The following is a 25251-nucleotide window of genomic DNA, read 5'->3' as shown; positions in this document are numbered from 1 at the left end:
AGGAGGTAAGACCTTTGAAGGTGCAATAGTCATTTGCCTACCTTTTCAACTGCTGCTCGAGCCTTGGAGAGAATTTCACCTTGCAGGGGAACGAAGCCCAACCCGTCAGCTTGCGCCTGAGCCTCATCACTCAACATGTAGTCAAAGGTTGTTTTGAGTGCGTCAAGGTTGCTGCCATTACCAGTTTTGTATGCCAACAACCAGGTGAGAGTGGCAATCGGATAAGCCCCTTTGGCTGTGGGATTTGGATTGGTACCGGCGAGATTGGCGTCTAACTGGATGCCATTGAGGGCAGCAGCTCCAGCATTCACAGTTGGCTTGAGGAATTCGCCAGAGAGATTTTCAAGTGCAGCAGCTTTCACCTTTCCTTTGATGAATGACTGATTCACATAACCGATCGCGCCAGGTGTATTTGTAATCACACCAGCAACACCTGAATTCCCTTTAGCGCCCACCCCTGTTGGCCATTCCACTGATTTCCCGGTTCCCAGGGTCCATTGTTGAGAAAAGGCCTGCATGGAATTGGTAAAAGCCTTGGTGGTGCCAGAGCCATCAGAGCGATGCACCCAAGTGATCTTGCCTGCAGGGCAATTGAGTTGATCCCAATCAGTGATGCTGCCAAGAGCAACTTCAACCGCTTGCTGTTGGGTCAACTTCAGATCGCAGCTGTGGTTGTAGCCAAAGGCGATTGTGCCTCCCACCATGGGGATTTGCACCAAGCCACGCTGAACCTTGTCAATATCCTCCTGCTTCATCGGATCATCCGATGCCGCGAAGCTCACGGTCTGATCAATGAAGGCTTTACGACCAGATCCAGAGCCAACAGCCTGATAGTTGACCTGTGGCCCCCCAGCCGTGGCCAGCTCAGAGAACCAACGGGTATAGATCTTCGCAGGGAAGGTTGCACCAGCTCCGCTTAGACGGCCGGATGACCCTGAGGTGCCGCAAGCCGTGATGCCAACACCGAGAGCGACCAGTGAAGAAAGCAGAAAGCCCTTCTTGAGAATGGTCATCATGAGCTTTAGCGCTGTTAGGCGTTCCATAACTAGAGCAGCGCGGAGGTGAAACGAGGAAAAGTTAGCGATCCATCAAGAAATCTTGATATATCTAATCGGTTGCTAGCCCTTTGTTCGTCAGTACCTTGCCGATCCGCTCGGATGCCTACCAGGAGATGTGTTGAGTTGCTCTGTTGTTACCTCTTCAGCCAGGCCGTAGATCGATGTTGATGAGAAGAGCGTTGAGAACTGAGAGTTGAAAGTAGGCGTTGATTAGTTGCAGTAGAAGGATGCGACGAGGCTGCAGCACGCTTGATTGCTGGCCTCATCAGCCTCTGTTGCTGCTCACGCCAAGGAGGCTTGACGATTGCATCTAAGACGCCATGGAGCTCATGGAGCGATGCACACAAGGCATCAAGGGGTTTTGGAGCGCTGCGCCACCCCAGTGGTGATGAGTGCAGGGTTCGATCAATGCTGCACAGCACTTGAGGTGAAAGTAGAAAGGGATGACACGCCCCAATGCAATAGATGAAGAGCCTTTTGGTTTAAATAATAGGGAGCCACTTGAATATAAAAATAGCTCAAGAAAGCTCCCTATAAGTTCACTAAAAAATACCGGGAATAATTTCTCCTGTTACTACATATGTACCGATGGCCACTAAAAAGCCAAGCATTGCGACTCTTCCGTTCCAAGTCTCTGCCTTGTTGCTCATGAAATCAGCGATCGTCATGGTCTTGCTCAAAATATGTGACTTGATAAAGATAAGAAAAACTATAAAAGAATGCTGTATAAAACCTCACAATACAGCCGCAAAAGTTGACTATGCCATGGTTTGAAGACTTACAATCAACAAACCTGTGCTTATAACTACAAAAGATAGGTTCTATTGGCCAATTGAAAATATCCATGCATTGACTTCTATGGCAACTAAAATTTATTGTGATATTACCTTTTTAGTGAGGAAGTGGTCGTCAATCAATTGACTTGCCCAAACGCAGCCATGAAGCAGCAAGACAAGCCAAGAATAATGAAGCAGGTCTTAGCTGCTTTCTAGTAAATGTAGGAATAAAAGCTCTATTAAACCAATTGGCTTAGTTTAAGACGGCCGACTTTATAAATTGCCAACTGATTCAAGATAAGACAAACTCGCGGCAAGCATGAATTGAAATCCTTTTCATACATCAACCTTTCATCATGAGCATCATTGCAGACACTTGCTATTACCTACATCTATTTCATATTGATACTTGAGGCATTGTTTGTCTAGCTAAAATCGCAAGGCTACTCAAATACACTTGATCTATATTCAAGCTTTTTAGTTCGAATACCAATCAATAAAACTACTATTATCCATATTCAATGTTTCGGTCTTTAATAATGCAAAAAATATCATGGGATCTTTTCGTATCTAATATTCTTCTGACTGAATCAAGATTTATCCTCAGAATTATCTAGAAATTGTTGGTCTCGGTAGCATCTTCTTCGGGTCCGCAAAGGGCGTGCCCTCAGCTGCCTTGATAGTTTCTGCAAGGTTTCTGTCGATCTCCTCCATTACGAAGATGAAGCGCCAAGATTCACGATGCTTCAACAAGTTTCGAAATGTGTTCGTCTTTTAGAAGAGTCGAGGCACCCATACGCTGCCTCGCTTTTGCATGGATAAGCTGCTTCTGTATACGAGAGAGTTTATGTGACTTAGAAAGAAGATAAATACCTCCAGCCAAAATAGACCAAATGGGCCAAAAAAAGGTAAGTTTAGTAAACACCCAAACCCAGATAAGCAATTGATTGAAAACAAGGTAAAGCTTGAGCTCATTTTTCAAAGCTCTTTTTCTGCTGAGGAGTTTCAGAGCTTTCTGCCGCAGATCAAAATTTAACATTTCAGTCATGGAAAGTCTTCTCGTCTAACTCTATTTAGGCCAAAAGGCGCTTTTCTGTCTGCATCAATTGATTCACTTTGAACGAATCAAAGCTTAATTTAGTTGACCCTGTCATGCAAAACTACTCCTGAAAATTTCAGATGGAGATGCTGCTTGCTATCTAATACCATCAACGCCCTAAAGGCTGCCATTTGAAATGGCTGATGAGATCATAAGAAAGAATAAAAGCCTTTGAAAGAATCAAGACACAGCAACCACTATTGCCCGCAAAGGCTTGAGCCGTCTGAGCATCATGAAGGCAAATACATGCATTGTGTGACCAAGCTAGATGATTAAATTCAACAGAGGCCTCTACTGCATAACTGAGGGAATCATGTTACTACAGGTCTACAGAAGAGAGATCAATAACCTTCAAATATCAATCAGAAAATGATTCATTTAAGGAAAATCGGGAGCCCATTCATTAGAGTTTTATATAAGTTTTAATCTAAGAATGACTCCCAGTTAATCGCTCCCCATCAATTGGAGAATCGCCAGACTAAAAAACACCTGGGATAATGTCTCCCGTTGCAAGGTACGTAACCATAAGAGCCAACATACCAACCATTGCAATCCTGCCATTCAATGATTCTGCCTTATTGGTCATGCAATCATTAATGGTCTCTTTTAAGAAATCACTGATGGGCATGAACTTGCTCCATATAGATGACTTTCAAATGATACACATAGAGATTCATCAAGGCTGTATTAGAAATTACAGGGAAACTACCTGGAAGGGTTGATGTCTTGGCCTCAAGATATTGAGCCATCAAAGATGTATTTACCGTTACCAAAGGTCAGGTTTTTCTTGATTGAATTCACAAGACTCATCTGAATTTAAATCGCAATCGCAAGCTTATTGGGTGTTCAAAAAAACAGGCTTCCATACACAGCTCTACCCGCAGCCATCAGATCTAGGCTGCTCTCCATTGACCTTTGCTTCAGCGTTCAGGCACACACCGACCTGACACGAATTCTTTGGCTGGCTCAGCTGCTGGAAGGGCAAGGAGCCTTCCTGGAATCGTTTTGGTCTGCGCTATGTCGAAGACATCGCCACACGTACGTCTCCGAGCTACTCAGTCATCGGTGTTGATCGTGCGGGCAATCAATGGCATGACGTCAAAACAGACTTCAGCTACCGGCTGCCAAAAGAAGAACGGCGCTGGTGGCATTCACAGGTAATGCCTGTAGGCGAGGGTTATCCGGCCTATCCGTCGAGATGAAAACGGCCGGTGCGGATAAGGCAAAAAAAACCCCCGAAGGGGCGATTGACCGTCAACGATTTGGCATGGCGTTCTATAGGGCGTCCACCATGGCCTCAAGTTTCCGCACGCCCACTCTGGAGAAAAGCCTCGTCTGCATCGATCATCGCTTCCGCATCGTCGTGGAACCAGCATCCATACATCAAGTTGAGCACCCGATCCACATCAAGATCGCGATCGCTCACGTCCTGCCATAACCTCTGCGTCAGCTCAGCATCAGCAAGTTGAAACTGAGCGTTGGCCAAATTCCTTGCAGATGAGAAGTAAATTTCACGTTCACGTGCCGCAGGCGACGTATAAGTGAGAGGTTTGGTTTGGATCGCTTGCGAAAAAACCACCGTTGTCAAAACAGCTGGTTCCATCTTGAGTATCGATGAATACAAGTACAACCAGCATTAACGTTTGTTCAAGATGAACAGCAGGTTCTATCCAGGCCTCGCCTGGGCTTAGCCCCTCAGGCTTAAAGATCCTTCTCGATGATCATTGGTTTACTTGGCTTATACGTCTAGACGAAGCTGGTCTACGCGTATCAGGGCAAAAAAGCCCCCTGAGGGGCGGTTGATCAGTTGCATCTCGTGGCTGCGGTGTAGCTATTGGTGAGAATGATCATGCCTGCCTCTGCTCCGTTTGCCAGGAGGTCTTCTACAGCCCAAAAACCGCCAGCGGCCAAGAGTGAACCAGCGATAGAAGCAGTAACAACGCTGCGAAGTCCGTTCAGGTCGGTGAAACGAGGAAAAGTTAGCAATCCATCAAGAAAACTTGATATATCGCATCGGTGGCTAGCGCTTGGTTCGTCAGTCCCTTGCCGATCCGCTTGGATACCTGTCAGGAGATGTGTTGAGTGGCTCTGTTGTTGCCTCTTCAGCCAGGCCGTAGATCGATGTTGATCAGAAGAGCGTTGAGAACTTCGAGTTGAAAGTAGGCGTTGATCAGTTGCAGTAGAAGGAAGCCTCGAGGCGTGCAGCACGCTTGATTGATGGCCTCATCAGCCTCTGTTGCTGCTCAAGGCAAGGAGGCTTGACGATTGCATCGAAGGCGCCATGGAGCTCATGGAGCGATGCAAACAAGGCATCAACGAGGGTTTTGGAGCGCTGCGCCACCCCAGTGGTGATGAGTGCATGGATCGATCAATGCTGCACAACACTTGAGGTGAAAGTAGAAAGGGACGACAAGCCCCAATGCCATAGATGAGTGGCAAAGCTCTTTTTCTGGCAATCGCCCTGCTACTGGCTGGTGTCGCTCTATGTGAACCTTTGATCGTCAGATTTCTCCAACCAGGTTGAGTTTTGATCAATCCTTCATGCTTTCAAGTGGTGCATCGATGAACGGCAAAGTTGTGGTTCTGGCCATCGTCCTATCCCTTCTGGGGATCGCTGTTTATGAATTTGTGCTGGTTGGCGGGGTCAGCTTGGAAGGAATCGCCAGGTTTGCCAATGGGGACCTTGGCCCGACTTGAGCACGCATGATTCCTAAACGGTGCAATCCTTTGGGCTGCCCTTCTTTGCCTCATTTTCAATTGGTGCAGAGCGAAAGCCTTGCCCAGTTGTTGGGTTGAGATGGCCAGGCCAGCATTCTCAGCGCAAGGGTGGCAGGTTCTTGCAAAACTCGATTAGCACAGCACTTGCGCAGAAAGTAGAAAGGGAAGTGCTTGTCTCCACGACATCGATGAACGGCAAAGTACTGGTGAGCGGAATCGTCTTGATCTTGTTGGCGATAGCTGTGTATGAATCCCTGCTCTTTAGAACCCTCCAACCTGCTTGAGTTGGGATGAGCTCTGACTAAGAAGATCCCTTGCCTAGTTGATCGGCTCTCATGGCAAGAGGTGTACACAAGCAGCGACGCGCACAACTGAGCAGAAGTGGTTCAAGAACCGCATCGCCGCAGAGCAGGGGAACAACAGCTGCAGTTAAACCAGGCACAAGTCAAGGTGTTCTGGGTGACGTTGGCAGACAGCAAGTATCTGCCTATCGAGTTTTATTCGCGGAAACCGTACCCATTGCCTCCTGGATGGCCCTTTAAATGCAGACCGGTAAGGAACGATTTTTCTCTCCCTCCAATGACCTCCTTAGACAACCGCATTGCTGACTATCAGGACAAAGGCGAGCTCCTCGACAGTTATTTCGCTTCCTCCAGTGCCTCTGTAAAACCCACCTTCTATGCAATGAGTGATGGTGAGTACAAGGCTCATCACGACGCTCAGAAGGCTGCACGTGTTGCAGACCTCGAGCAAACCAAGGCTGCATACCTCAGCGCCCTTGAACGTCTTGAAATTCAGATCGCAAGGTTGACTCTTGAGGGAGCTCTGTCAGACAAGGCTAAGGAGCTAGCCCGTACTGCGAGCTAACCCCACCTCACAAGAGAACGCTAAGACCCTTGCTGTGAATGCAAAGCAACCAAGGGTCTTTTTTATATGCTGGCAAACCCACTGGTATGACTTGATTCTGTCCACCAACTAAGGCATCAGAACATTCGCTGACGGGCGATATCGGTCTTGGTTCTTGTTTGTGGGTCGCGCAGCGTGTGTTGCTGGAGTGATCTTTTTTTCCTGCAGTGGTGTATTGCTGAAGTGGCCTGAACTGCAATCTTGGCGAGGCTGTCTGAACGATCCATGGCGTCCAATCCCTTTAAGGCCAGGGTTTAGCGGCTTCAGTCAGGATGGATGCTTCGCAAATGTTGGATTGTGTTTGTTCTTTGATTGACAATCTCGTAGCTGCTATGAACCACGCGCTTGAGGTGTGCTGAGGTGGCTCTGTCGTTTTACACCGCCTGTAAAAGTAAGTCTTTTTGCTTAATTGTTCGTTGGCGCCATTCACTGCCATTGACCTGATCAGCAACGATCAACCTGGCCCTATTGGCGATTGGCTGAGTTGTTGCTATGAACTAAAAGTCTTGCTGTAACTGACATGGGTATCAGCTTTTGGGGTAGTTGCTATGAACTGACCCCCACTTTGGTCTCGACCCTTGTACTTCTCACCGGCATCAGCTCCGTCCTTGCCTTTTTCGGACTGCGCGGTCTTGCAGTCGCCAAACCTCATCGAGCTCTGTGAGAACCACAAGGTTTGTCCCTGGCCCTAATGGGCCTTTTTTATTGTCTTGCCTGCTTGCGCATCAAATCAACATCTAGGTGATCTCTTTGATGTGGCAAGCATGAGCCAATCAGTGGCGATGGTCGCAGGGGGCTCAATTCAAGTTGTTGCTGATCAGCATGCTTGCACTGGCATGGGGCATGCCTAAGACCGGCGCATTGTCTCTTTTTTCTGGTCCGGTTCGTAACGGGTTCTTAGTGCTGAATTCAAGCGGCCCTGCTTACTCGTGATCGCGAAGGTTTTTATGCAGTGGTCAGATCGTCATGGTGGCTGGGTGCTTTGCCTTGGTCATCGATGAGCAGTTGATCCTCAGCCTTGTTGCTGCCATGGGCAAATCGATTGTTTTGGCTACAACTGAGACAGAAATACCCCCAACTGATGCGCAGATTCCTGGTCGCGGCTGTGTTTTTGTTCACCACTCTTTCGCCAGCTGCATGGGCGGAAAAGCCATCGGTACTTCTGAACACGCTTCCCAAGGAGGTGAGAGGGAAGTTGGCTCCTCTATTTATGGCAAATGCGATTGGTCAAACTGGGCTCAATGGTCAGCTCAATGGCACAGCTGAAACACTCTTTCCAATTGTCAAAAGTGCTCTGACAAAGGCAGGTTATAGCGAGCAACCAATCCGAACCACGATTGGACCCTGGGGGTTTTCCGCGACCTGGGCACCACCCATTGGCGTGTCAGTTGATGGAACAGCAAGCCAAAAGACAGCAGTTTTGGTGACGCAAGCTACTGCCCTAGGGCCTGAAAGGGTGAACCTAAATGTTCGATTTGATGGCCTCTGAAGAGTTGACCTGCTGGTGAATTCAGTCAGTCCATATCGCTAACCAGCTTGTCTTTATCCAGTTGAAATGGAATAGTCACTGCATCTTGACACAAGTGTTTTTGGATTTTGATGAGGCGAATCGTCCAATGCCAACGGAGTTGTTGTTGCCTTGGAGAAACCCTTTTTTTATCCTTCTAAGACTTGAATGAATGACTATCCGTTTGATCTGGATAAAAAAAGCTGCTAACTCCAAAGCTTTCATCCAACAAGGCGCTGTGATCTAGTAGAGCATTGGTACTGATTGTTATTGATTCAATGATGGACCGTCGCCACTGGTCTCTACTGGCAGTGGCTGCATTACTGATTGGTGTTTTGTCTCTTCTTTTCGTTGAGATCGATTTGGGCATGGAAGAAGCCATCCCACAAAACCCAGAGGAACAGCAAATCCCTGACCCGCCAGAGACGTACGGCGAAGGCAAGATCTTGATGGGCGACTGACAAGAGCGATCTCGACCGCCCCATCGAAGTGATCAAAGGTCGCCAGAGGAAGGAAGAGCTCGCCTTACTGAAAACCAGATCGATGGATCCCGATGTGGATGACACAAGGGAGCGATGGAAAAGACTGCAAAAAGTGGGCTGGAGGGCCAAGTGAGCCGTGTGGTGAGGGTCGTTTCAACTCTTCTGCTCGTAGACCAGTGGTGGAAAGTTAGGCCCTTGGTTTTTGTGCGAGAAGTTCTTTCAAAATCTCCTTTTGCTTGGCGGCAGCGAGCCTGTAGCCCCTTTCGAGATCTGTTTCTGTGGGTTCCTCCTTGGGAGCATCTTTTTTGTTTCGACGACCGAACATCCCAGTTATGGACTTACTGAGCATTGAGGAGCTGGAAGGCTTGCTCAGCTGATGGTCTCACATGGCCAGCGATGGCAAGAACAGGTGCAAACGTGCGCAGCGTGAGAAGAAATAGCTCGAGAACCTTATTGCTGAATTTCAAGACAACGGCGAGCTATAGGAGCCAAGCGCGGAGCAGTTCTAGGTGCTCGAGGAGTTCATCGCAGAGAAGCCTCCAGGCTTGAATCTTGCTCAAGCCATGCAACTCTTGTATTCCCTTGACGATGCACCTATTGATCGATGGATTTTGAGTCGTGAAAACCGTACCAGAGACGTTCAAAACGGGATGTCGATCGCCAACCGGCCCTGGTTCTCACGACCTTTTTGGTTCGGTTGAACATTCTGGTGGAGTCAAACTAAGAGGGTCTTGAAGAGAACAATCATGTATTCACTATTCGATTCCGTCTTTGACGTTCCATTCGGCTACAGCATCCCTCGTGATCGCGTTGTTGTGATCCCTGATTCGCAGTACAACAAGCTGCGTGCGCAAGAAAATGAGCGCCAAGTTGCCAAACTTGAAGCTCGCAAAGAGCATCACTCTCAGGTAATTGAGCGCCTTAACGAGCAGATCGGAGAACTGCAAGCTGCACTACCAGCAGCTGAGCCAGACAAAGAGTTAGCGGCCACAAAAGAGTGATCGCTAACGGCAGCTGGAGTGGGACCCCTCTGCCGTCGTTTGCTGGGATACAACGGTACGTTCTACGGGGCCTGCGGGCCCCTTTTTCTTGTCTGAGTTGGCCAGTTGCTGGCAAGTGACAGTTAGGGGTTATTGGATAGGAGTGAAGATTGGGGGCGTGGTTAACAAGGCAATGCCTACCTGCCCTCCTCCGCTCATAGCTCCAGGTTTTTTTATTGTGGCTTCAGCAGACAAGGAATGCTTAGGGAAAGCAGCCAATGATTGCTTCAAAGGGGAACTGTTTGAGCGTTTAAAAGCTTTCGCTTTTCTAAGCATTGGATCGTAAGAGAGTGTTAAACCCCATTGCCATCAAGGGTTTAGGCGCTCCTGTCTTTCACTGAACTTTTAACTTGTTCTGTTGGGCAGGGTTCGTTCAAGCAAAACCGCGATGCTTGGATGGCGTTTGACTTCCGGCAGTGAGGAAGTTGATTTGATCGCTGCCTGGGTCGTACAGGGTGTAATGAGGGCCAGCTCCGATGCCGATCACGCTCCGTTTGGGAACCGTCTGTTGATGTTGCTGTTGACCCTCCAAATCCTTGACTTGTGAGTCGATACCTCCACCTGTTAACTCAAGACGAAATTGCTTAGTGCTGCGTGCAGTGAACAGTCTGTTCACATCGAGTCGTGTGAGGCGATCAAGGAGCACTAACGGTGAGCTCTCAGGCGTCAGGTTGTCGCCAACGTCCGCCGAGCTGCCATGGATGAGACCACAATCCAGTTCAATGAAGCCGAATTGAAGAGAGGCCAGCCAATTCAAGTGAGCAGAATCAACAGCATTGACAAGTGCATGCACAGCATCTTCTCCTTGGTTGAGACGTAGTGCTTCGGCATTTCGATCACCACGAAACCCGCGCTCTGCAAGCAATTGTTCTTCCCACCACCCATAGATGCATTGGGGTTTTAATTCATTGCGATGAGGGTTTTGCAGACGGTTCAACAGTGCGTTGCAGTTGCGATCAGGACCAATCAGATCTCCCAAGACAAAGAGGGTCTCTACCCCACGGGTTTTCTTTAAGTCTCGCTGGATGAGGTTATAAACCTCCAAATCTCCGCGTAGACCGCTTACGAGTGCCCAGCGATCCATCAGCGTTCACACACGTGGCTGGCGTCTTCTGCTTGTTCGGCATATTCGAAGCCATGGCTCAAGCGCCAGGCGAACACTGGAGGTAGCCCCGCTTCAACAATGGCTTGACAGGTTCGCCCAACGTCATAGCTCACCTCTTTGATCTCAACCTCATCAGTGGCATCGTTGTGAATCACATAGGTGGCGCTGGTACTCCCGTGACGTGGCTCGCCCACAGAGCCAGCATTGACGATTCGACGCATTGGCAAATTGAGCTCGTGTTCCCCTGCACTGTGGCTGCCGGCGTTTTGCAGGCGCACATGAATTGATCCATTGCGCAGTTCACGCACATAAGGCTGATGAGTGTGTCCACAGAAAAGGGTCTCGGCTCCTGCCGTTTCCACCCTTTCGAGTGCTGCAAAGGCATCCATATTTGGCAGCAGATATTCGTGTTGGCTATTGGGGCTGCCGTGCACAAACAGGAGCCGATCTCGACGTAACGATGTCGGCAGACTGGCCAGAAAGGCCTTGTTCTCATCCGTCATCCGCTCAGCTGTCCACTGATGGGCCAGGTGTCCGCGCCGTTCAGCCAGCTGAGATGGGTAACTGCACTCGCATGCATTCAGTCCATCGATGATGTCCTCGTCCCAGCAGCCCTGACAAGTGGGTATTGCACGTTCTCGCACCAGCTCCACAACTTCGTTGGGTTGGGGGCCGTAGCCCACTAAATCGCCAAGGCAGGTGATCGTCTCGATCCCTTGTTGATCAATGTCATCCAGCACCGCCTCGAATGCAGCGAGGTTGGCGTGCAGACACGAAATCACAGCATGAGCCATAACAATCAGCGTGAGTGAGTGAGTTCTGGTTGCCGATCCCGCAGAGGTGCCTGATGCATCTCCAATACGGCATCGTTGAGTAGGCAGTCGTTGATCGTCGACTGAGCGCCGACTGCATCGAGCGCTTTGCCTTGAACCACCAATTCAGACACTCGAGTGGGGCGGCCATTTGGTGGTGCAACTGCTTGCAGGGGCAGGAACTGTGAACCGTCCTGCGTCATCATCCAGTTGCAGAAAAATGCACGACCATCAGGCAGATTCATTAATGCCTTGGCTCGATAAACATCGCCATAGGCACCGTTCACAAGTTCGAACCAGAAGCTGTTGAGGCTGCTGGGGTCCCAGACATATTTGTGAAGGCTGATGGTCCAGGATTCGAGCTTGCTGAATTCCAAGGTGTCTCGCTTCGGCAATTCAGGCTCTTGGCCGAAGTGGAGATGGCGATCAGGGAGCAGCTGAAATGCTTCGAGCTGAGCTTTGACGCGAGGATCGATCCCGATCAGACCACTCTCCTTGGGAGGGCGGAACTGAGGAACTTCGATCAATGCCAGCAAGTCGTCCGGTTGGGATGCGAGGTCTAGATGCGGATCAGTGAGGTCTCTCAGTTGAGGAATTTGATCTTGGAGAAAGGCAAGATCTATTCCCGTGTCGGTGGCCTGTTCAAGGCCTTCATCGGTGTAACCCTCAAGTCGCAGGTATCCGCAAGAGCCTGGGTGGCTCTGCATTGTGTTGAGGATCCAGGTTGTTTTGCCGCAGCCGGGAGGCCCCGAAATCAGCCAAGTTTTACTCATGGTTGTCGCAACAAGGCTGTTGGCTGATTGAGTGGAATTCGCATGGTCATCATTTGGGGTTGGTCCAACCCGCCGCCCTGAAAGGCCACTGAGTCTCCAGCCGTGGCCTCGGCCGATAGACGGAGAACCAAGACCAAGAATGGGAATGGGAATCATTCTCATCATGACTGGTTTGATTCCCTCCTGTCCACCCCCATCAAGAGATTGATTCGTTTGCTCAATAGGGGTGAGGGCAAATTCCAGTAGAAGAGGTCCATGTGCTTGCCTCACCGCTGTATGGACCGTCGCCATTGGTCTCTACTCGCAGGAGCTGTTCTACTCATTGGTGCCCTATCTCTTCTTTTCATTGAGATCGATTTAGGGATGGAAGAAGCCATCCCACAAAACCCAGAGGAACAGCCCATTCCTGACCCGCCAGAGACGTATGGCGCAGGCAAGATCTTGATGGGCGACTGACAATGATGCGTGAGATGAGGCGCGACGCGGCGTATTTGTTGCCTGACCCCAAGGGCTAGTGGTTTCTGCAATTCATGGATTGCGCTGGCCCTAGCGATCTCGATCGCGATATCGAGTTGTCCAAGGCCGCTCGATGAAGGCTGAGCCTGCCTTACTGAAAACCAAGATGATCAATCCCCACGTGGATGACCCGCGTGAGCGATGGAAGCAGCGCAAGAAAGATCGGTGGCAGGAGTTCTACCCCTCCTCAGGGTTAAGGCGTCTTAGTCCTCCGTTCGTGAAGCGCTATCAGCGAAGGTTTTTTCCAATCGCTCTTTGATTGCGTCGTTTGGTGCGATCTTGCGCCGCGAGCTGCCCTTCTGTTGAGAACTGAAGTTAAAGAGCCCTCCTGCTTTTCTCACTTCTCTGGCCCGATCAGGGCCTTTCCTGATCGTCAGTCTGAACAACCACCAAAAACCAAGGCCAAATAAGACAAGCAAAGAGAGAAGAAGTGCTAAAGCAGCGTTCGTCTCCATAGCAGTCCAAGGGGGTATTGAAACTTAGACCACCTGTTGTACACCGGCAGCTTTGCACACATCTGATCTGCGTAAATCGAAAGACCGGTGGAGTGTGCACCACCGAGGTAATCGAGGGCCTTTAAGGGCTTTTAGAGAAGGTTTCCTCTAACTGTTTTCTGATTTTGTAGCTCTGGATGCTGTCTTTTGGTTTGACCTCTTGTTGAGACCTGAAGTCAAAAAGACCTGTTCTCCCCCATCCGTTTGCCCCACCACGGCCATTTCTCATCGTCATTCCTACCCACCAAAACTGAAGGCCAAGGAAGACAAGCAAACAGATCCCAAGAGCGATATAGCCAGCATTCATCTCAACTCAGAGCGTGTTGAATAAGAGAAGCCTTGCACACATCTGATGGGCTTACATGACCAGATAGAGCAAGAACAATAAAAGTTGCTCCCAATCTGAGAAGAATTGGATCGACTCTCGTCTTGCTAAATGTCAGCACACGGCGAGGCCAGCGAGCCAAGCGAGGGGCAGGTCTTCGTCATCGACAAGATCACAGGAGAGAAGCGTTTGCTTTGAAACCTTGCGCAAGCAAAGAAGCTCTGGGGTTCCCTCGAGGATGCGGTGGATTGATCGATGGATTTTGATTCGCAAAAACCGTACACGAGACGTTCAGGGGGTGATGTCTATCTCCAACCGGCACTGGTCCTTGTGACCTTTTTGGTTCGGTCGCCCGTTCTGATGGCGTCATGCTGTAGAGGTCTTGAACTGCACGACCTGTACTCACGATTCGACGAAGTCTTCAATGCTCCCTTTGGCTACACCATGCCTCGTGATCGCGTTGTTGTGATCCCTGATTCTGCGTACATGGCTGCTCAGGAACGTCAAAACGCACAGCGCGTTGCTCGTCTTGAAGCACGCAGAGCAGAGCATCTTTCAGTTGTTGATCAGCTCGAGAAGCAGATTGCCGAATTGCCGCCTTGTCAGCAAGAACCAGTGCCAGACAAAGGGTTGGCGGCAGCTGAAACCTGACCGCTAGCACCTATGGGTGTGGGAGAGAAAAGACCTCCTGGTTCCTCGGGGGGCTTTTGTTCCTAAGGGAATCTTGAACTGCAGCGTGATGGTGCACACCTCCACAAGATCAACACCATGGCTTTAAGAGGTGAGTTGCTGAGCAACAAGGGAAAAGTCAGCTTGGATTAATTCAAAATGAATCAGCAGATTTTTCTGACCAAATGGCTCAGTAAACGAGGTGAAATGATTCAGTCTTCAGCTTGTTCTCTTCTCCCAAGCCGATTTTATCGATGATCTTAAGGAGCTTGCTCTGATGGTTGGTGATCATCCAGTTGTTGATTGCTGCTTGCATGCTTGCGTCTATTCACCAGTTTGGGGCACTTATAGGCCGGCTAATCCATCTCTCTCTTACTGTTTCTTCTTGACTTCTTTTTTCTTTGATCGCAATTGTATTTTTAACGGACCGGAACGATCCATTCAATGCCAAACCAACAGCGGCTGCGAGCCCGCTTGCTGGAGTTCCTGAAGTTCCGAGTTCTGGCTGCTCAGGAGGAGTTTTTCACACCCTGGCAGAGCAAGGCTGGAATCGATTGCATCAAGCTACGTGCTTGGCTCTCTGATGTTTGGCCAGAAGCCCTTGCTCTCGATGACGACCAGTTGAAGCAGGTGCTTGATCAGGCCCGCTGGCTTTATGTGAACTGAGGCCCCAAGAGAAAGAAGGCTCCCTTCAGGCTATTGGGAGAACCAAAGAAATACATTCGCCAATGCGGCTCAATCTCTGATGCTCTTCTTGCTGATCGGAGCTCTGGCTGCTCCTTCTAGAGCTGAGAAACCATACGTCAACCTTGACTGTTAGAAAAATACCTCGACCTATGCCCACAGTGGTGCGTCGGAGAAAGATGGGGCGACTCAAGCAAAGAGTTGAATCAATATCTGGAGAATTAGGGGGGTAAGGAATGGGAAGAGGCGACGAGAACCGACTGCACCAAGTTTTGGGCTCCCTCTATTGATGGCACTGGCTGGAAGCAGGGCGACGTTGATTGAGCAGATCGAGGTCTATCTCCTCTGCCATAAAAAAAGGCCCTCTGGTAGGTACAGAGGGCAGCTCATGCGTTCTTTCGCACTTTGGCTAAGTCACAAGGCGTTTGCACGCACCAAGGCAACAAGCTTAGGTATCAAATGCCCACTCGCATAGCAACAGGGGGGGAGTAGGCGTTCTCTTGTATCCAAGATCCATAGTCCCTGTTTGTTTTATCCCACCTACGCAGCGCGAGGCTGATCCCACATCATTAGCAGCCAGCGGTCAGCAATCTGCTCCGCGAGCTGGTCGAGTTCACGAGCTTCGATTCACTTCTTCTCTCGTTTGGCACGCGTTCACCTGTTCTTGCCACACCTGCTCATCTCGAGCCCCATGCCAGTTGTATGCAAGGCTTCTTGTATGGAGATGAACGCTGGCTACATAGGGCTTGGGCTCTGTTTTCTTGTTTTTGCTGGACTTCAGTTCTGGTGGCTAGGTATGACGATGGGACTATTCAGTAAAAGAAGGGACTTACAAGTCGAATTCAAGCCTCCAAAGGAAGTCGGCACAAACTTCAAGCCGCAAAGGGATCTTAGTCCAATCAGTCGGGACGACGAATTTAAAAGGCGCTTGGAGCAGACCTTTGCTGAAAGCCCTTCACAAAGGGATGATTGATAACAACCATGGCCACTATCCCTTAAAGTACTGGGAAGTATTTAGTTCTTCAACATACATAAATCTGATTGATGCCAAAGTATTGTTCGAAGAGTATTAAATAATGATTCCTTAGCGCATCCGAGATATCGATCATGCCTCTTAGTGCTCTCAATTCTCAAAGATCTATGCAGCTCAAGCATGACTGTATTGCTTGAGTATCTGAAGATCTATAGCTGTTAAAACCTCAATATTCGTTGCCTCTAATCGAATATTTGGGGCCATGCCATCATCATAGGCTTGTTTCCAACGAGATGCACATACACACCAATGATCACCTGGCTTCAAGCCTGGGAAACCATACTGAGGCATTGGCGTTGATAGATCGTTGCCTTGAGCTTTGCTATAGGTCAGAAATTGCTCGCTGATCACGCAGCAAACCGTATGCTGACCAAGGTCATTCCCATCAGTTCTACATTTTCCGTCTCGATACCAACCCGTGTTCGGATCACAACTACAAATCTCGAGAGGTTCACCTAAAACATTTCGATCCATTTGCAAATGACTGATTAGCTAAATCCTATAGGTTTAAAGCTACATGGCAATAGCAACTGAGCCTTAGCATTTGCTTTAAGATAAGCATAAGTAGTGTTTTGCCTGCCTCAGGTAAGAAGAATTCTATTTACCGCTGATGAATCCAACGATCAACCACGCTAAAACTTGGTCGTTCTGGATCACTAAAATCTAGTCGGTACTTTTTAACCTCGTAGCCCCATCCATTCCCAGAGTGATATTCGTATTCAATAACTGATGAACCCGCTTGTCTTTCGATGTTATGGAGGAACAGGCTCCTCCCTGGGGTCTCGATGGGTGAGTTGTCTCTGAAATTATTCTTCGAAAGGCAGAGCTTCCTGCTCCCATCACCATATCTTATTGCGAAGATCAATTACTTATTTTCATAAGCGTTGAATCTACTTGCGTAATCGATTTGCCAATTCCTAGGATCAAAAGAATCACTTGCTAGCTCACAATCGGCTCCAAATGCTCTTTTAGCTTTAGAGATTAGTGAAGAGGATTGGCATGATTTTTCAATATCATTCCTAGCATTTACTTGCCGAGCACCTGAAAGCTCCTCCAGCCTTTCAATTGTAATCCAATCTTTGTCGTTGACTCCACGACCAATTATTTTGCTTTTCCAGAGCCCTTCTCTGCAATTATAGCTATAAGTTGTGCCTTCAATGACTTTATCCTTTGGCTCTGTAGAGGTTGTTGATGTGCAGAGCAAGATGCCGGCTAATGTACATTTGAGAGTGAAATCTGAGATTGGCGTGCGTCGCATATAGAGGGTTGAAGATGATTCGTATATTTTATCAGTATTAGAAGATTCCGTTCTTGAATATTATATTTTAGCCGTTGTAGACTTGGGATCTATGAATAATTAATGGATTTAACGTGTATACACTAGCAAGAGGATTGTCTGTTTTTTACGCGAGCGAAAGTAGCTCAGCGGGTTGGACTTTTTAACAACGCGATTTCTAGCCGCTTGTGGACCTCCTCTTCTTAGATGCGAACCCTGAACACAAACGTGGCATCTACTGTGAGTTGTTCAGTGAGATCAGCATCAGGAGCAGGCTTGAGCTAAGGCGGGACATCTATGACACGGCTATGTCTTCAACCTAGATAGAGCCTCGTGAGTTGTGAGATAGGGCACCGGCGTCTTCACCAGCAATGCCATAGACCCCTTCTTTCTCTTGACCTACGGTTCTTCCTCCTATCATCATGAGATGTGATCAGGCAAAATTGAGTTAGATGAGATCAAATGGAGGTTTAGGCGTGACTGTTCACGAAAGAGATGTCGATGATGATTCCTATGACGAAGTTGATGAGTACCTCAGCAGCCAAGAATCTGATGAGGAAGAACGTGCTTATTTTCCAGTTGAAGACTCAAAACCGCCTCACTACTGAGACATTTGTCTTTGAAAAGATCAATAAGAACTTGAGAGCTCAATTGCCTTCAGTAACCTTTGATCTATGGCAGCAGATAACTAAAGATTTTTGTGCCAAGGGATGTGCCGCTTATAGGCAAGGCACGATTGACACGCAGATGATCATTGGCTGCCATGACAACCTCAATCGTGCTCTTCTGAAGGAACTCAAAGGACTGGGAGAGAACTGATGGAGCACTTGCATTGGAGTTATCTAGAAGTTGGTTTTTTGGTTGTTTTCTACTGGGGTTTGATGATTTGGTGGATTAGGAGAGCTAAGAGAAAGCAAGACCTGGCTAAACCGTTGACTGAGAAGGAGTTCGCTAAGTATTTGGAGCGGATATGGGCAAGGCACTTTTAGTTCTGCTTCTTACTCTTTGGGCAGCCCCTTCCAATGCAGCAGAAGTGCTTGCGATAGGTGATGGCGACACTCTCACCGTCACAGAAGGCAGCCAAAGGATCAAAGTACGCCTTGCCTGCGTAGATGCCCCAGAGACTTCACAAACGCCCTATGGCATAACAGCACGACAAGCACTCAACAGTGTTCTGCCGGTTGGGTCTGATGTGACTCTCCGCTCCAAGGCAACTGATCGCTATGGAAGAACCGTGGCAGAGGTCATTCGCAATGGCAGCAACATCAATTAGTCATTAGTGAAGTCGGGAAATGTCTTTGTCTATTGGCAGTCCATCAAAGGGTGTGATCGTCAGGTCTACTTACGCCTAGAGGCCTATGCCCGACTGGGAGGTATTGGCGTCTGGTCTGTTGCTGGGGGGATACAGCGACCTTGGGCCTACAGGCAAAGCAAGCAGAGCAACAGCAAGGGAACACGTTATCGCTGCAAGTGCATCAGTTCATAGCGTGTAGCACAGGAACTGCTCAGACAAGGAGACTCCTGTCTGGATGGGGATAAGCACGGGAAGGCATGTGAGTCGATCAGGCGGCAGATTGCAACTTGATGAAGGTTTCGTGCCGATAGGAGCCTGATAGAGCATTGTCTTAGAGGAGGCTCTTTAGCGATGCAACATCCCATTTGGGTAATCCTTGCTTGGGCAGTTGCTTGCTTTGCTGTGGGCCTGAAATTAAGAAGACTCTCCCATCTACTCTTCCAGAAGACACTGAATAGAGCATTCGCAACAGAAGACTTCAGAGCATCGCTAGAGCGTATCTGGGAGAAGCAAATAGTGCGGTGAAACTAGCTTTCGAGAACTCTTGCATGATTTTAATTAAAAAGGTATGAACCCATAGTTAATTTCCACTGGCGTATCTAACTATGGAAATAACGGCAATGATGATTACACCATATGTCCAGATTGCTCCACTTCTATTCGTTAGCCTCTCTAACCAAACAGGAAACCCTGAAGCATTATTGATCAGTAGATAGGCTAGACCCAAGACCACCATGGGAATGCCTAGCGCTAGTAATAAATCCATTGCTTTAGTCCATTGATCCTAATCATACCCTTTGTATCGTGAAAGCAAGTATTTTTTCAAGACAAAGGAGAAGGCTGTCGTTTCTTTGGGGCCGATTTAGTCCTATTGCCTGATAGTTTTGTTCCACCAATCCGGCAGAAAATCATAAAAAGAGCATAAGAGAGTGGGCTACTAGCTCATACAGCCATGGCAAAGCAATTCAGTTCTAAAGATCACAACCTTGGGAGGTTCACTGCTGGACTTGAGAGTATTTATGGGATCCTGGAGATACCAGCACGGAATTCGACGGCCTAAAGCTAGCCGATGCCCACTTATCTCAAGGCGATGTGCAAATGCCACGGCATCAAGTACTCAGAAAGCTAAAGAGTTCAATCCGTCTGAAAGTCTGCCGACCGTCTTCTTCTTGGGCTATGGCCTGACTGACAGCCTATGAACTATCTTTTGTCTGACTGGTTAACTGTCCGAGGTGGGCCAGTCATTATTTACTTAAATGGCCTTAGCCAGGTGATACCACTTTGACTTTTGCTTGATTTAAAGATGACGACGAAAGGGTTGTATATCTCATTAAATATATAAACAAACTTTTGATCTAAAATTCATACCAGAGCAACGCCCCAAAAGATCTATAGTGGCGTAGTCTCTCTGGCCTGTGGGGTAGTTGCATGCTTAAAAGGTGCTTCATTATCCACTTCCCTTTTGGCTGCAGCTACCAGCCGACCTAAATTGTAGTCATGAATAAAGAGTGAGATAGTCCTCCTTTGACTTCATGGGGTACACCAGCTCTCTGTTCATCGCATAGCAGCTGTGTGTTCTCAAGTGCCTAACGATCAACTAGATAACGATTGTTGATCAACTCATCAAAGACTGTTGCGCCTCTTGCTTTCTTCCCGGCTGATACAGGAGTGACCTGATCAAGTACAGCGGCAAAGCAAGTGATCCAGAAACTACCTTTGCAGACACCAGCTGATTGGCAAATGTGATCAGGAGCGACTTCAATACAACCCTGCGTTCGAGAAACTTTGATACTTGCGATTTGAGAGTCAAGCTCTAGATCCAATAGCTGTGCCTCTCTTACAGTTATTGCTGTCCCTGCGGCATGGCATTCGAGCAACATTTGATAGTTCATCTATAGACCAGCTGCTAGTAGATATTATCTTCACATGTCTAGTGGCGAGTCGATTCAAGGGTTAGCCGCTATCCCATCGGTATTTCTAGCAGCTTCGGACTCCTCGAAGATCCGAGAGTTTTTGAAAAAAAGAGGGTTGGAGGGCCACGTCAGCCATTGGCAAGGGGTCGTGTCACCCTCCTGCACCAGTTCAGAGCTGGCAAGTCAAGCTCTTGGCTTCTGCTCGAGAAGACCTTTCAGGATTTCCTTTTGCCTAGCAGCAGCACGGATATAACCCCTTTGTACCTCTGCTTCAGCCAATTCCTTCTTTAGAGGAGCTTCTACCTCCGCCAATTCCTTCTTTAGACGAGTCAATATCTCAGCGATTTCGTTTTTTAGACGAGCCTCTGCCTCCGCCAATTCGTTCTTGATACGAGCAATCCGAAGATCGATTTCCTGCTCGCTTTCCTTGCTGTTCATCTAGATACGGAAGGGCTCGCCAAGCTGATGTTCTCACATGGCCAAGAATGGAAGAACAAAAAGTGCTGCCCAACCTGAGAAGAAGTGGATCGAGGCTTGTATTGCTGAATATCAGCACACGGCGAGGCCAGCGAGCCAAGCGAGGGGCAGGTCTTCGTCATCGACAAGATCACAGGAGAGAAGCCTCTGGGTTGAAACTTGGCTCAAGCAAACAAGCTCTGGCCTTCCCTCGAAGATGTGATGGGTTGATCGATGGATTCTTATGTACGCAAACCGTATGCGAGATGTTCAGGAGGTGATGCCTAGCCCCGACCGGCCCTGGCTCTTACGACCTTTTTAGTTCGCTCACACGTTCTGATGGCGTCATGCTGTAAAGGTCTTGAACTGCACGATCTGTACTCACGATTCGACGAAGTCTTCAATGCTCCATTTGACTACACCATTCCTCGTGATCGCGTTGTTGTGATCACTGAATCGGAGCACAAGGCTGCTCAGGAGCGTCAAAACGCACAGCGCGTTGCTCGTCTTGAAGCACGCAGAGCAGAGCATCTTTCAGTTGTTGATCATCTCGAGAAGCAGATTGCCGAATTGCAGCCTTCTCAACAAGAAGCAGTGCCAGAAAAAGAGTTGGCGGCTACCAAAGAGTGACAGCTGGGCCGGGTGATGGCGATCAGCTGGTTGCTTGTTAGTTGTTGATGCCTTCTGTTCTCACACACGGGGTATTTGTAGTGTGCACACTTCAGCGATCGTTGAGGCCAAGAGCACGAGAAACGCACCATCAATCCAACCGATCTGCGTAGTCCCTTAGCACTTCTGCAATTTTGTGCGGTGGGATCTCTTGTTGATATTCCCTGCACAGATCGAAGAGCTTGTCTGTGAAGTCCTTCATCGGGCTTGGTTTCATGGTTTCAGTCATTGAGCAATCTCCACTCAAAATCTAATTGCTGCAGATAGTGATTCGCCATTTAAGTAGTATTATGATTTTGCATGCAAGCTCTCTTGAACGAAAAGAAGAAGCCAAAATCTGGCCAATTATACTTACAATCAAAACCAACACATAAACCAATGTCAGGAGAACAACTCATTGAGGGTCTACATACCCATTGCAAACATGTTGAGCAATAGCAAAACCACATCCTTGAGTATCTAGAATGCATAAGCGCAGACAACTCTCGCCTCCTTAAGTTAAGAGTGTGGTGGCAAGATCAGGAAGAGAACTTACGGTGGCGAGTTAACCCTCTGATCATTCAATCAGTCCATCTGCCTCCAGCTCCTCTCGATGCTTAAGGGCTCTTCTCAATTGGCCTGCAACAAAAGGAATGTGGAGTGCATACTTCTGCAGTTGAGCCCGCTCCTCGAGGCTGACAGGTTCTCCAGTCGCTAAGCGATGGATGATCTCCTCCACACGTCTACGAGTGTCTGTTCTCAGGGTGCGAAAAACCATTTTTTTAAACAGCCCTCCTAAGTGTTAAACCAATTTAGGTCAGTTTTTAGGCGCTCTTAACGAGAGAGAGGGGTCTTGCTGCGCTGCCTCTGAGGTGTTTGCTACAGGGCTCGCTGCGTTCCCCCATGTAAGGAGAGACGAAGAATGAGTAGTTGCTCTGTAGAGACAACGAAGACTTCCTTCAAGAGTTGCCTTTATCACAAGGTGGCGAAGGAAGCCCATGGTTCATGAGTTCATCTCTTTAGCTTGGGCCGATGTAAAAACAGCTTCATGGCCGAAGGTTTTCCGGGTAAAAAGCAATCTCATGCGGTTGTCATCGGGGCCGGCTGGGCTGGCTGGGGTGCGGCCAAGGCACTCTGCGAAGCGGGTGTTCGCGTAACCCTGATGGATGGGATGGCGGATCCAACTGGTAGTCAGCCCCTCACCACGCCAAGCGGCAAACCGTTCGAGGCAGGCACCCGGGGGTTCTGGAAGGATTATCCAAACATCAATGCCCTGACGGCAGAGCTCGGGCTCGGCTCGATCTTCACGGAGTTCACCACTAGTGCGTTCTGGTCACCTGAAGGCCTGGAGGCGACGGCTCCTGTCTTCGGTGACGCTCCGCTGTGGCCGAGTCCCCTGGGTCAGGTTGCTGCAACGATCAATAACTTCAAGCGCCTGCCTGTTGCTGATCGGCTCAGCATCGCCGGCCTGCTCTACGCCATGCTCGATCTGAACCGCAGCGATGCGGTATACACGAGCTACGACTCGATCGATGCGCTGACGCTGTTTAGACAGCTCAGGATCAGTGATCGCATGATCGATGATTTCCTGCGGCCCACGTTGCTGGTGGGGCTGTTCAAGCCGCCGGAGGAGCTGTCGGCCGCTGTCACGATGGAGCTCCTCTACTACTACGCCCTGGCGCATCAGGATTCCTTCGATGTGCGTTGGATCAGGTCGAAAAGCATCGCCGAACAGCTGATTGCCCCGCTTAGTGAGCGGCTGCAGGAGCAGCACCAGCTCGAGGTGCTGGGCGGAACCCTGGCCACCCGGCTGAACGTCTCGCCGGAGACTCAGGCCATCCGCTCGGTGGGAACCCGTTCCGTAACAAGCGGGAGCACCGGTTTAATCGAGGATGTCGATGCCGTGGTGCTTGCGGTGAGTGCCAAAGGAATGGGTGCTTTGATGGCGCAATCCCCGGAGTGCGGCGTGCTGGCGCCAGAGCTTGTGCGTGCCGCCACGCTCGGATCGATCGATGTGGTGTCGATCCGTCTGTGGCTGGATCGCACCGTGCCGGTCGCCGATCCCGCCAATGTGTTCTCACGTTTCAGCGCACTAAGAGGCGCCGGCGCCACTTTCTTCATGTTGGATCAACTGCAGCGGGAGTCGGAGCAGGCGCTCTGGGGTGATCAGCCACCGCAGGGTTCGGTGATCGCCAGCGACTTCTACAACGCCTCGGCCATTGCCGAGCTGAGCGATCAGGAGATCGTCGACTGCCTGATGCAGGATCTGCTGCCCATAGCGCAGCCTGCCTTCAGGGGGGCCAGGGTCGTGGATCAGGAGGTGCGGCGTTATCCGAGTTCGGTGTCTCTCTTCTCTCCTGGAAGTTTCAGCAAGCGGCCACCAATGGAGACGTCACTGGCTTCGGTGGTCTGTGCCGGCGACTGGGTGCGGATGGGCGAGAAAGAACATGGTGCTAAAGGCCTTTGTCAGGAACGCGCCTACGTGTGTGGTCTGGAAGCGGGCAACTCACTGCTCAGGCGCGGGATCGTGAGGGGCGCCGACCTGCCCAGGACCCTGCAGCACTCTGTGATCCCCATCCGCGCCGATGAACCGCAGGTGGTGCTCGGGCGTGCGCTTAACAAGCTGGTGATGGCCCCCCTCGAGGCCTTCGGGGTCCAGTGGCCTTGGTTGGCTAGCTAGCTGGCGACTCTCAAGGGATTGGCGATGACGATTCAACAGGCTGAGATTCGTTCAGTATCAAGGCATCATGGCGCCGCTTTCAGCAACGGCTCGTACATCATGATCGCGTGATTTTCCACCAGTAGCTGTTCCGTCTTACCACCATCGGATGCTGTGCAGATCCGATAGAGCTGATTGTGCCTCGAATAGCCGCCCCAGATCTGCTGCTGGATCCTGTGATGACGCTCCTCGACGCTGTAGATGCAGTCGTAATCCTCATCACAGCAGAGTTCACCATGCAGATGGATGTCATCCAGCCATAGATGAATCGCGAAGCAATAGGGCGTGTTGTTGGTGATCTGCAGATCCACATAGTTGTACGCCAGTGTTGCTCCGGCACCAAAGGGAATGGTTCGATTCACATCCGGGAACACATCAAAACCATGCCTCCAGCGCTCCGAAATCGTGAGCGGACTGTGGGCCGCCATCCAGAACAGCAGATTTCCCAGCTGACAGAGCCCTCCTCCTGTCCCCCTGGAGATCCTGCCCTGATTCAGCACCAGACCCTCTAGATAGCCCTTCCGTCTAGTGGGTCGTCCGACCAGCTTCCACACGGACATTGTTTCCCCCGGACGAATCAGGATTCGATCCAGTTGCGCAAGCGCTAGCTCCAGATTCCTGCGCTTGTTGTGCTGAAGCACCATATCCACATCCCTTAAAGGGCGAAGGATCAGAGACTGATGGCAGAATTTGCGGTGGCTTGCCGCCAGGACGTCGTGTGTTGTCGCCCATTGTCTGGAACCGAACAGCCAGTTGGCTTTGCGTTTGGCGATGTGATATTCCCGGCCCAGCAGTTGTCGAACCCTGCTGCGGTGAATCGGTTTGGGAATTTCAAACATCGCTGAGCCCTGAGTGATCTCGTTTTGAACCGACCAGGCTGTTCATTCTCACAAGACTGGTCAAAGGCGAGGATGGCCAAAACGATCAAGCCTGCAAAGCAGCCATGGC

General features: G+C 49.6%; 35 protein-coding genes. 18 read left to right on the top strand and 17 right to left on the bottom strand.

Annotated features, from left to right (window positions below):
- Positions 1 to 29: 29 nt before the first annotated feature.
- The 6 genes from pstS to SIB68_RS04165 form a co-directional block, all read right to left on the bottom strand.
- The gene (gene pstS, locus SIB68_RS04190) at positions 30 to 1013 is read right to left on the bottom strand and encodes a phosphate ABC transporter substrate-binding protein PstS (RefSeq protein ID WP_413682022.1); all 984 of its coding nucleotides are present in this window, start codon (positions 1011 to 1013) and stop codon (positions 30 to 32) included.
- A gap of 179 nt (positions 1014 to 1192) precedes the next feature.
- Entirely contained in the window at positions 1193 to 1480 is a 288-nt protein-coding gene (locus SIB68_RS04185; protein WP_155724856.1) for a hypothetical protein, read from the bottom strand.
- A gap of 120 nt (positions 1481 to 1600) precedes the next feature.
- Entirely contained in the window at positions 1601 to 1726 is a 126-nt protein-coding gene (locus SIB68_RS04180) for a high light inducible protein (protein WP_011130364.1), read from the bottom strand.
- Between the two features lie 844 nt (positions 1727 to 2570).
- Entirely contained in the window at positions 2571 to 2882 is a 312-nt protein-coding gene (locus SIB68_RS04175) for a 2TM domain-containing protein (protein WP_063399067.1), read from the bottom strand.
- 1348 nt (positions 2883 to 4230) lie between these two features.
- Entirely contained in the window at positions 4231 to 4536 is a 306-nt protein-coding gene (locus tag SIB68_RS04170; RefSeq protein ID WP_011130361.1) for a hypothetical protein, read from the bottom strand.
- Between the two features lie 200 nt (positions 4537 to 4736).
- Entirely contained in the window at positions 4737 to 5141 is a 405-nt protein-coding gene (locus SIB68_RS04165) for a hypothetical protein (RefSeq protein ID WP_063399066.1), read from the bottom strand.
- Between the two features lie 354 nt (positions 5142 to 5495).
- On the opposite strand from SIB68_RS04165, the gene SIB68_RS04160 reads away from it, so the two are divergent.
- The 5 genes from SIB68_RS04160 to SIB68_RS04140 all read left to right on the top strand — a co-directional run bounded on the left by SIB68_RS04160 (position 5496) and on the right by SIB68_RS04140 (position 7221).
- Complete coding sequence (locus SIB68_RS04160) at positions 5496 to 5630, top strand: hypothetical protein (protein ID WP_255359797.1); 135 nt, start codon at positions 5496 to 5498, stop codon at positions 5628 to 5630.
- Positions 5631 to 5770: 140 nt separating this feature from the next.
- Positions 5771 to 5935 (top strand): hypothetical protein, encoded by a 165-nt coding sequence (locus tag SIB68_RS04155; RefSeq protein ID WP_231906010.1) that lies wholly within the window; start codon positions 5771 to 5773, stop codon positions 5933 to 5935.
- 51 nt (positions 5936 to 5986) lie between these two features.
- Positions 5987 to 6193, top strand: a complete 207-nt coding sequence (locus tag SIB68_RS04150) for a hypothetical protein (RefSeq protein WP_155724853.1) — start codon at positions 5987 to 5989, stop codon at positions 6191 to 6193.
- Positions 6194 to 6230: 37 nt separating this feature from the next.
- Entirely contained in the window at positions 6231 to 6518 is a 288-nt protein-coding gene (locus SIB68_RS04145) for a hypothetical protein (RefSeq protein WP_011825790.1), read from the top strand.
- Positions 6519 to 7077: 559 nt separating this feature from the next.
- On the top strand, positions 7078 to 7221 hold the full coding sequence (locus tag SIB68_RS04140; RefSeq protein WP_155724852.1) for a hypothetical protein: 144 nt from the start codon (positions 7078 to 7080) through the stop codon (positions 7219 to 7221).
- Positions 7222 to 7502: 281 nt separating this feature from the next.
- On the opposite strand, the gene SIB68_RS04135 is transcribed toward SIB68_RS04140, so the two are convergent.
- Positions 7503 to 7727: a hypothetical protein gene (locus SIB68_RS04135; RefSeq protein WP_155724851.1), complete on the bottom strand. Its 225-nt coding sequence runs from the start codon at positions 7725 to 7727 to the stop codon at positions 7503 to 7505.
- 40 nt (positions 7728 to 7767) lie between these two features.
- Here SIB68_RS04135 and SIB68_RS04130 point away from each other — a divergent pair, with 40 nt between their 5' ends.
- Together SIB68_RS04130 and SIB68_RS04125 are read left to right on the top strand one after the other, a co-directional pair.
- Entirely contained in the window at positions 7768 to 8046 is a 279-nt protein-coding gene (locus SIB68_RS04130; RefSeq protein WP_155724850.1) for a hypothetical protein, read from the top strand.
- A 296-nt stretch (positions 8047 to 8342) separates the two neighbouring features.
- Positions 8343 to 8525, top strand: a complete 183-nt coding sequence (locus SIB68_RS04125; protein WP_155724849.1) for a hypothetical protein — start codon at positions 8343 to 8345, stop codon at positions 8523 to 8525.
- Positions 8526 to 8884: 359 nt separating this feature from the next.
- On the opposite strand, the gene SIB68_RS04120 is transcribed toward SIB68_RS04125, so the two are convergent.
- Positions 8885 to 9013: a hypothetical protein gene (locus SIB68_RS04120; protein WP_255359795.1), complete on the bottom strand. Its 129-nt coding sequence runs from the start codon at positions 9011 to 9013 to the stop codon at positions 8885 to 8887.
- Positions 9014 to 9055: 42 nt separating this feature from the next.
- Between SIB68_RS04120 and SIB68_RS04115 the strand changes: the two genes are divergently transcribed.
- Together SIB68_RS04115 and SIB68_RS04110 are read left to right on the top strand one after the other, a co-directional pair.
- The gene (locus SIB68_RS04115; protein ID WP_063399064.1) at positions 9056 to 9247 is read left to right on the top strand and encodes a hypothetical protein; all 192 of its coding nucleotides are present in this window, start codon (positions 9056 to 9058) and stop codon (positions 9245 to 9247) included.
- Between the two features lie 45 nt (positions 9248 to 9292).
- On the top strand, positions 9293 to 9547 hold the full coding sequence (locus tag SIB68_RS04110) for a guanylate-binding protein (RefSeq protein ID WP_011825842.1): 255 nt from the start codon (positions 9293 to 9295) through the stop codon (positions 9545 to 9547).
- Between the two features lie 412 nt (positions 9548 to 9959).
- Here SIB68_RS04110 and SIB68_RS04105 read toward each other — a convergent pair whose 3' ends face one another.
- Genes SIB68_RS04105 through SIB68_RS04095 form a run of 3 tightly spaced genes read right to left on the bottom strand, consistent with a single transcriptional unit; the run spans position 9960 to position 12276 of the window.
- A complete protein-coding gene (locus SIB68_RS04105) occupies positions 9960 to 10670 on the bottom strand; it encodes a hypothetical protein (RefSeq protein WP_063399062.1) in 711 nt (236 codons plus the stop codon).
- Positions 10670 to 11485, bottom strand: a complete 816-nt coding sequence (locus SIB68_RS04100) for a metallophosphoesterase family protein (RefSeq protein ID WP_011130339.1) — start codon at positions 11483 to 11485, stop codon at positions 10670 to 10672. The genes SIB68_RS04105 and SIB68_RS04100 overlap by 1 nt, the downstream gene beginning before the upstream one ends.
- A 5-nt stretch (positions 11486 to 11490) precedes the next feature.
- Positions 11491 to 12276, bottom strand: a complete 786-nt coding sequence (locus tag SIB68_RS04095; protein ID WP_063399070.1) for a GTP-binding protein — start codon at positions 12274 to 12276, stop codon at positions 11491 to 11493.
- Positions 12277 to 12552: 276 nt separating this feature from the next.
- Between SIB68_RS04095 and SIB68_RS04090 the strand changes: the two genes are divergently transcribed.
- The 4 genes from SIB68_RS04090 (at position 12553) to SIB68_RS04075 (ending at position 14946) form a co-directional block, all read left to right on the top strand.
- Positions 12553 to 12732, top strand: coding sequence for a hypothetical protein (locus tag SIB68_RS04090; RefSeq protein ID WP_063399061.1), 180 nt, complete (start codon positions 12553 to 12555; stop codon positions 12730 to 12732).
- Positions 12733 to 12898: 166 nt separating this feature from the next.
- Positions 12899 to 13051 carry a hypothetical protein gene (locus tag SIB68_RS04085; protein ID WP_413681938.1) on the top strand — a complete coding sequence of 51 codons (153 nt, stop codon included), beginning with the start codon at positions 12899 to 12901 and terminating at the stop codon, positions 13049 to 13051.
- A gap of 815 nt (positions 13052 to 13866) precedes the next feature.
- Positions 13867 to 14262, top strand: coding sequence for a guanylate-binding protein (locus SIB68_RS04080; protein ID WP_236068780.1), 396 nt, complete (start codon positions 13867 to 13869; stop codon positions 14260 to 14262).
- A gap of 462 nt (positions 14263 to 14724) precedes the next feature.
- Positions 14725 to 14946, top strand: coding sequence for a hypothetical protein (locus tag SIB68_RS04075; RefSeq protein ID WP_011130345.1), 222 nt, complete (start codon positions 14725 to 14727; stop codon positions 14944 to 14946).
- A gap of 1165 nt (positions 14947 to 16111) precedes the next feature.
- Here SIB68_RS04075 and SIB68_RS04070 read toward each other — a convergent pair.
- Complete coding sequence (locus SIB68_RS04070) at positions 16112 to 16471, bottom strand: DUF2237 family protein (protein WP_063399058.1); 360 nt, start codon at positions 16469 to 16471, stop codon at positions 16112 to 16114.
- A 391-nt stretch (positions 16472 to 16862) separates the two neighbouring features.
- On the bottom strand, positions 16863 to 17255 hold the full coding sequence (locus tag SIB68_RS04065; RefSeq protein ID WP_236068778.1) for a hypothetical protein: 393 nt from the start codon (positions 17253 to 17255) through the stop codon (positions 16863 to 16865).
- Positions 17256 to 17749: 494 nt separating this feature from the next.
- On the opposite strand from SIB68_RS04065, the gene SIB68_RS04060 reads away from it, so the two are divergent.
- The 3 genes from SIB68_RS04060 (at position 17750) to SIB68_RS04050 (ending at position 18759) form a co-directional block, all read left to right on the top strand.
- Positions 17750 to 17881 carry a hypothetical protein gene (locus tag SIB68_RS04060; protein WP_255359767.1) on the top strand — a complete coding sequence of 44 codons (132 nt, stop codon included), beginning with the start codon at positions 17750 to 17752 and terminating at the stop codon, positions 17879 to 17881.
- A 362-nt stretch (positions 17882 to 18243) separates the two neighbouring features.
- Entirely contained in the window at positions 18244 to 18546 is a 303-nt protein-coding gene (locus SIB68_RS04055; protein ID WP_236068776.1) for a thermonuclease family protein, read from the top strand.
- A 6-nt stretch (positions 18547 to 18552) separates the two neighbouring features.
- Entirely contained in the window at positions 18553 to 18759 is a 207-nt protein-coding gene (locus SIB68_RS04050; protein WP_236068774.1) for a hypothetical protein, read from the top strand.
- Positions 18760 to 20153: 1394 nt separating this feature from the next.
- Here the strand turns inward: SIB68_RS04050 and SIB68_RS04045 are convergent.
- On the bottom strand, positions 20154 to 20447 hold the full coding sequence (locus tag SIB68_RS04045; protein ID WP_413681937.1) for a hypothetical protein: 294 nt from the start codon (positions 20445 to 20447) through the stop codon (positions 20154 to 20156).
- Between the two features lie 216 nt (positions 20448 to 20663).
- A complete protein-coding gene (locus SIB68_RS04040) occupies positions 20664 to 20918 on the bottom strand; it encodes a hypothetical protein (protein ID WP_063399056.1) in 255 nt (84 codons plus the stop codon).
- A 357-nt stretch (positions 20919 to 21275) separates the two neighbouring features.
- On the opposite strand from SIB68_RS04040, the gene SIB68_RS04035 reads away from it, so the two are divergent.
- The gene (locus SIB68_RS04035; RefSeq protein ID WP_196757061.1) at positions 21276 to 21566 is read left to right on the top strand and encodes a guanylate-binding protein; all 291 of its coding nucleotides are present in this window, start codon (positions 21276 to 21278) and stop codon (positions 21564 to 21566) included.
- Between the two features lie 595 nt (positions 21567 to 22161).
- On the opposite strand, the gene SIB68_RS04030 is transcribed toward SIB68_RS04035, so the two are convergent.
- A complete protein-coding gene (locus SIB68_RS04030) occupies positions 22162 to 22362 on the bottom strand; it encodes a hypothetical protein (protein ID WP_063395349.1) in 201 nt (66 codons plus the stop codon).
- 270 nt (positions 22363 to 22632) lie between these two features.
- Between SIB68_RS04030 and SIB68_RS04025 the strand changes: the two genes are divergently transcribed.
- On the top strand, positions 22633 to 24264 hold the full coding sequence (locus SIB68_RS04025) for an FAD-dependent oxidoreductase (RefSeq protein WP_063399054.1): 1632 nt from the start codon (positions 22633 to 22635) through the stop codon (positions 24262 to 24264).
- Between the two features lie 65 nt (positions 24265 to 24329).
- Here SIB68_RS04025 and SIB68_RS04020 read toward each other — a convergent pair whose 3' ends face one another.
- Positions 24330 to 25142, bottom strand: coding sequence for a VanW family protein (locus SIB68_RS04020; protein ID WP_063399053.1), 813 nt, complete (start codon positions 25140 to 25142; stop codon positions 24330 to 24332).
- Positions 25143 to 25251: the final 109 nt, after the last annotated feature.

The sequence above is a fragment of the Prochlorococcus sp. MIT 1323 genome, from assembly GCF_047304905.1.
Classification (GTDB): Bacteria; Cyanobacteriota; Cyanobacteriia; order PCC-6307; family Cyanobiaceae; genus Prochlorococcus; species Prochlorococcus marinus_D.
Note: the sequence above shows the minus strand (reverse complement) of the source record. Positions and strands in the feature narration are given on the sequence as shown.

Bases quoted from the DNA above. Each gene is read 5' to 3' on its own strand.
- SIB68_RS04030 (WP_063395349.1), bottom strand. From the start codon at position 22,362: ATGGTTTTTCGCACCCTGAGAACAGACACTCGTAGACGTGTGGAGGAG.
- SIB68_RS04075 (WP_011130345.1), top strand. From the start codon at position 14,725: ATGCCAAACCAACAGCGGCTGCGAGCCCGCTTGCTGGAGTTCCTGAAG.
- SIB68_RS04020 (WP_063399053.1), bottom strand. From the start codon at position 25,142: ATGTTTGAAATTCCCAAACCGATTCACCGCAGCAGGGTTCGACAACTG.
- SIB68_RS04085 (WP_413681938.1), top strand. From the start codon at position 12,899: ATGATCAATCCCCACGTGGATGACCCGCGTGAGCGATGGAAGCAGCGC.
- SIB68_RS04040 (WP_063399056.1), bottom strand. From the start codon at position 20,918: ATGAACAGCAAGGAAAGCGAGCAGGAAATCGATCTTCGGATTGCTCGT.
- SIB68_RS04100 (WP_011130339.1), bottom strand. From the start codon at position 11,485: ATGGCTCATGCTGTGATTTCGTGTCTGCACGCCAACCTCGCTGCATTC.
- SIB68_RS04125 (WP_155724849.1), top strand. From the start codon at position 8,343: ATGATGGACCGTCGCCACTGGTCTCTACTGGCAGTGGCTGCATTACTG.
- SIB68_RS04025 (WP_063399054.1), top strand. From the start codon at position 22,633: ATGGCCGAAGGTTTTCCGGGTAAAAAGCAATCTCATGCGGTTGTCATC.
- SIB68_RS04065 (WP_236068778.1), bottom strand. From the start codon at position 17,255: ATGCGACGCACGCCAATCTCAGATTTCACTCTCAAATGTACATTAGCC.
- SIB68_RS04090 (WP_063399061.1), top strand. From the start codon at position 12,553: ATGGACCGTCGCCATTGGTCTCTACTCGCAGGAGCTGTTCTACTCATT.
- SIB68_RS04140 (WP_155724852.1), top strand. From the start codon at position 7,078: ATGGGTATCAGCTTTTGGGGTAGTTGCTATGAACTGACCCCCACTTTG.
- SIB68_RS04055 (WP_236068776.1), top strand. From the start codon at position 18,244: ATGGGCAAGGCACTTTTAGTTCTGCTTCTTACTCTTTGGGCAGCCCCT.
- SIB68_RS04045 (WP_413681937.1), bottom strand. From the start codon at position 20,447: ATGTTGCTCGAATGCCATGCCGCAGGGACAGCAATAACTGTAAGAGAG.
- SIB68_RS04175 (WP_063399067.1), bottom strand. From the start codon at position 2,882: ATGACTGAAATGTTAAATTTTGATCTGCGGCAGAAAGCTCTGAAACTC.
- SIB68_RS04150 (WP_155724853.1), top strand. From the start codon at position 5,987: ATGGCAAGAGGTGTACACAAGCAGCGACGCGCACAACTGAGCAGAAGT.
- SIB68_RS04035 (WP_196757061.1), top strand. From the start codon at position 21,276: ATGGCGTCATGCTGTAAAGGTCTTGAACTGCACGATCTGTACTCACGA.
- SIB68_RS04110 (WP_011825842.1), top strand. From the start codon at position 9,293: ATGTATTCACTATTCGATTCCGTCTTTGACGTTCCATTCGGCTACAGC.
- SIB68_RS04070 (WP_063399058.1), bottom strand. From the start codon at position 16,471: ATGGATCGAAATGTTTTAGGTGAACCTCTCGAGATTTGTAGTTGTGAT.
- SIB68_RS04130 (WP_155724850.1), top strand. From the start codon at position 7,768: ATGGCAAATGCGATTGGTCAAACTGGGCTCAATGGTCAGCTCAATGGC.
- SIB68_RS04180 (WP_011130364.1), bottom strand. From the start codon at position 1,726: ATGACGATCGCTGATTTCATGAGCAACAAGGCAGAGACTTGGAACGGA.
- SIB68_RS04095 (WP_063399070.1), bottom strand. From the start codon at position 12,276: ATGAGTAAAACTTGGCTGATTTCGGGGCCTCCCGGCTGCGGCAAAACA.
- SIB68_RS04170 (WP_011130361.1), bottom strand. From the start codon at position 4,536: ATGGAACCAGCTGTTTTGACAACGGTGGTTTTTTCGCAAGCGATCCAA.
- SIB68_RS04160 (WP_255359797.1), top strand. From the start codon at position 5,496: ATGAACGGCAAAGTTGTGGTTCTGGCCATCGTCCTATCCCTTCTGGGG.
- pstS (WP_413682022.1), bottom strand. From the start codon at position 1,013: ATGACCATTCTCAAGAAGGGCTTTCTGCTTTCTTCACTGGTCGCTCTC.
- SIB68_RS04145 (WP_011825790.1), top strand. From the start codon at position 6,231: ATGACCTCCTTAGACAACCGCATTGCTGACTATCAGGACAAAGGCGAG.
- SIB68_RS04105 (WP_063399062.1), bottom strand. From the start codon at position 10,670: ATGGATCGCTGGGCACTCGTAAGCGGTCTACGCGGAGATTTGGAGGTT.
- SIB68_RS04080 (WP_236068780.1), top strand. From the start codon at position 13,867: ATGGATTTTGATTCGCAAAAACCGTACACGAGACGTTCAGGGGGTGAT.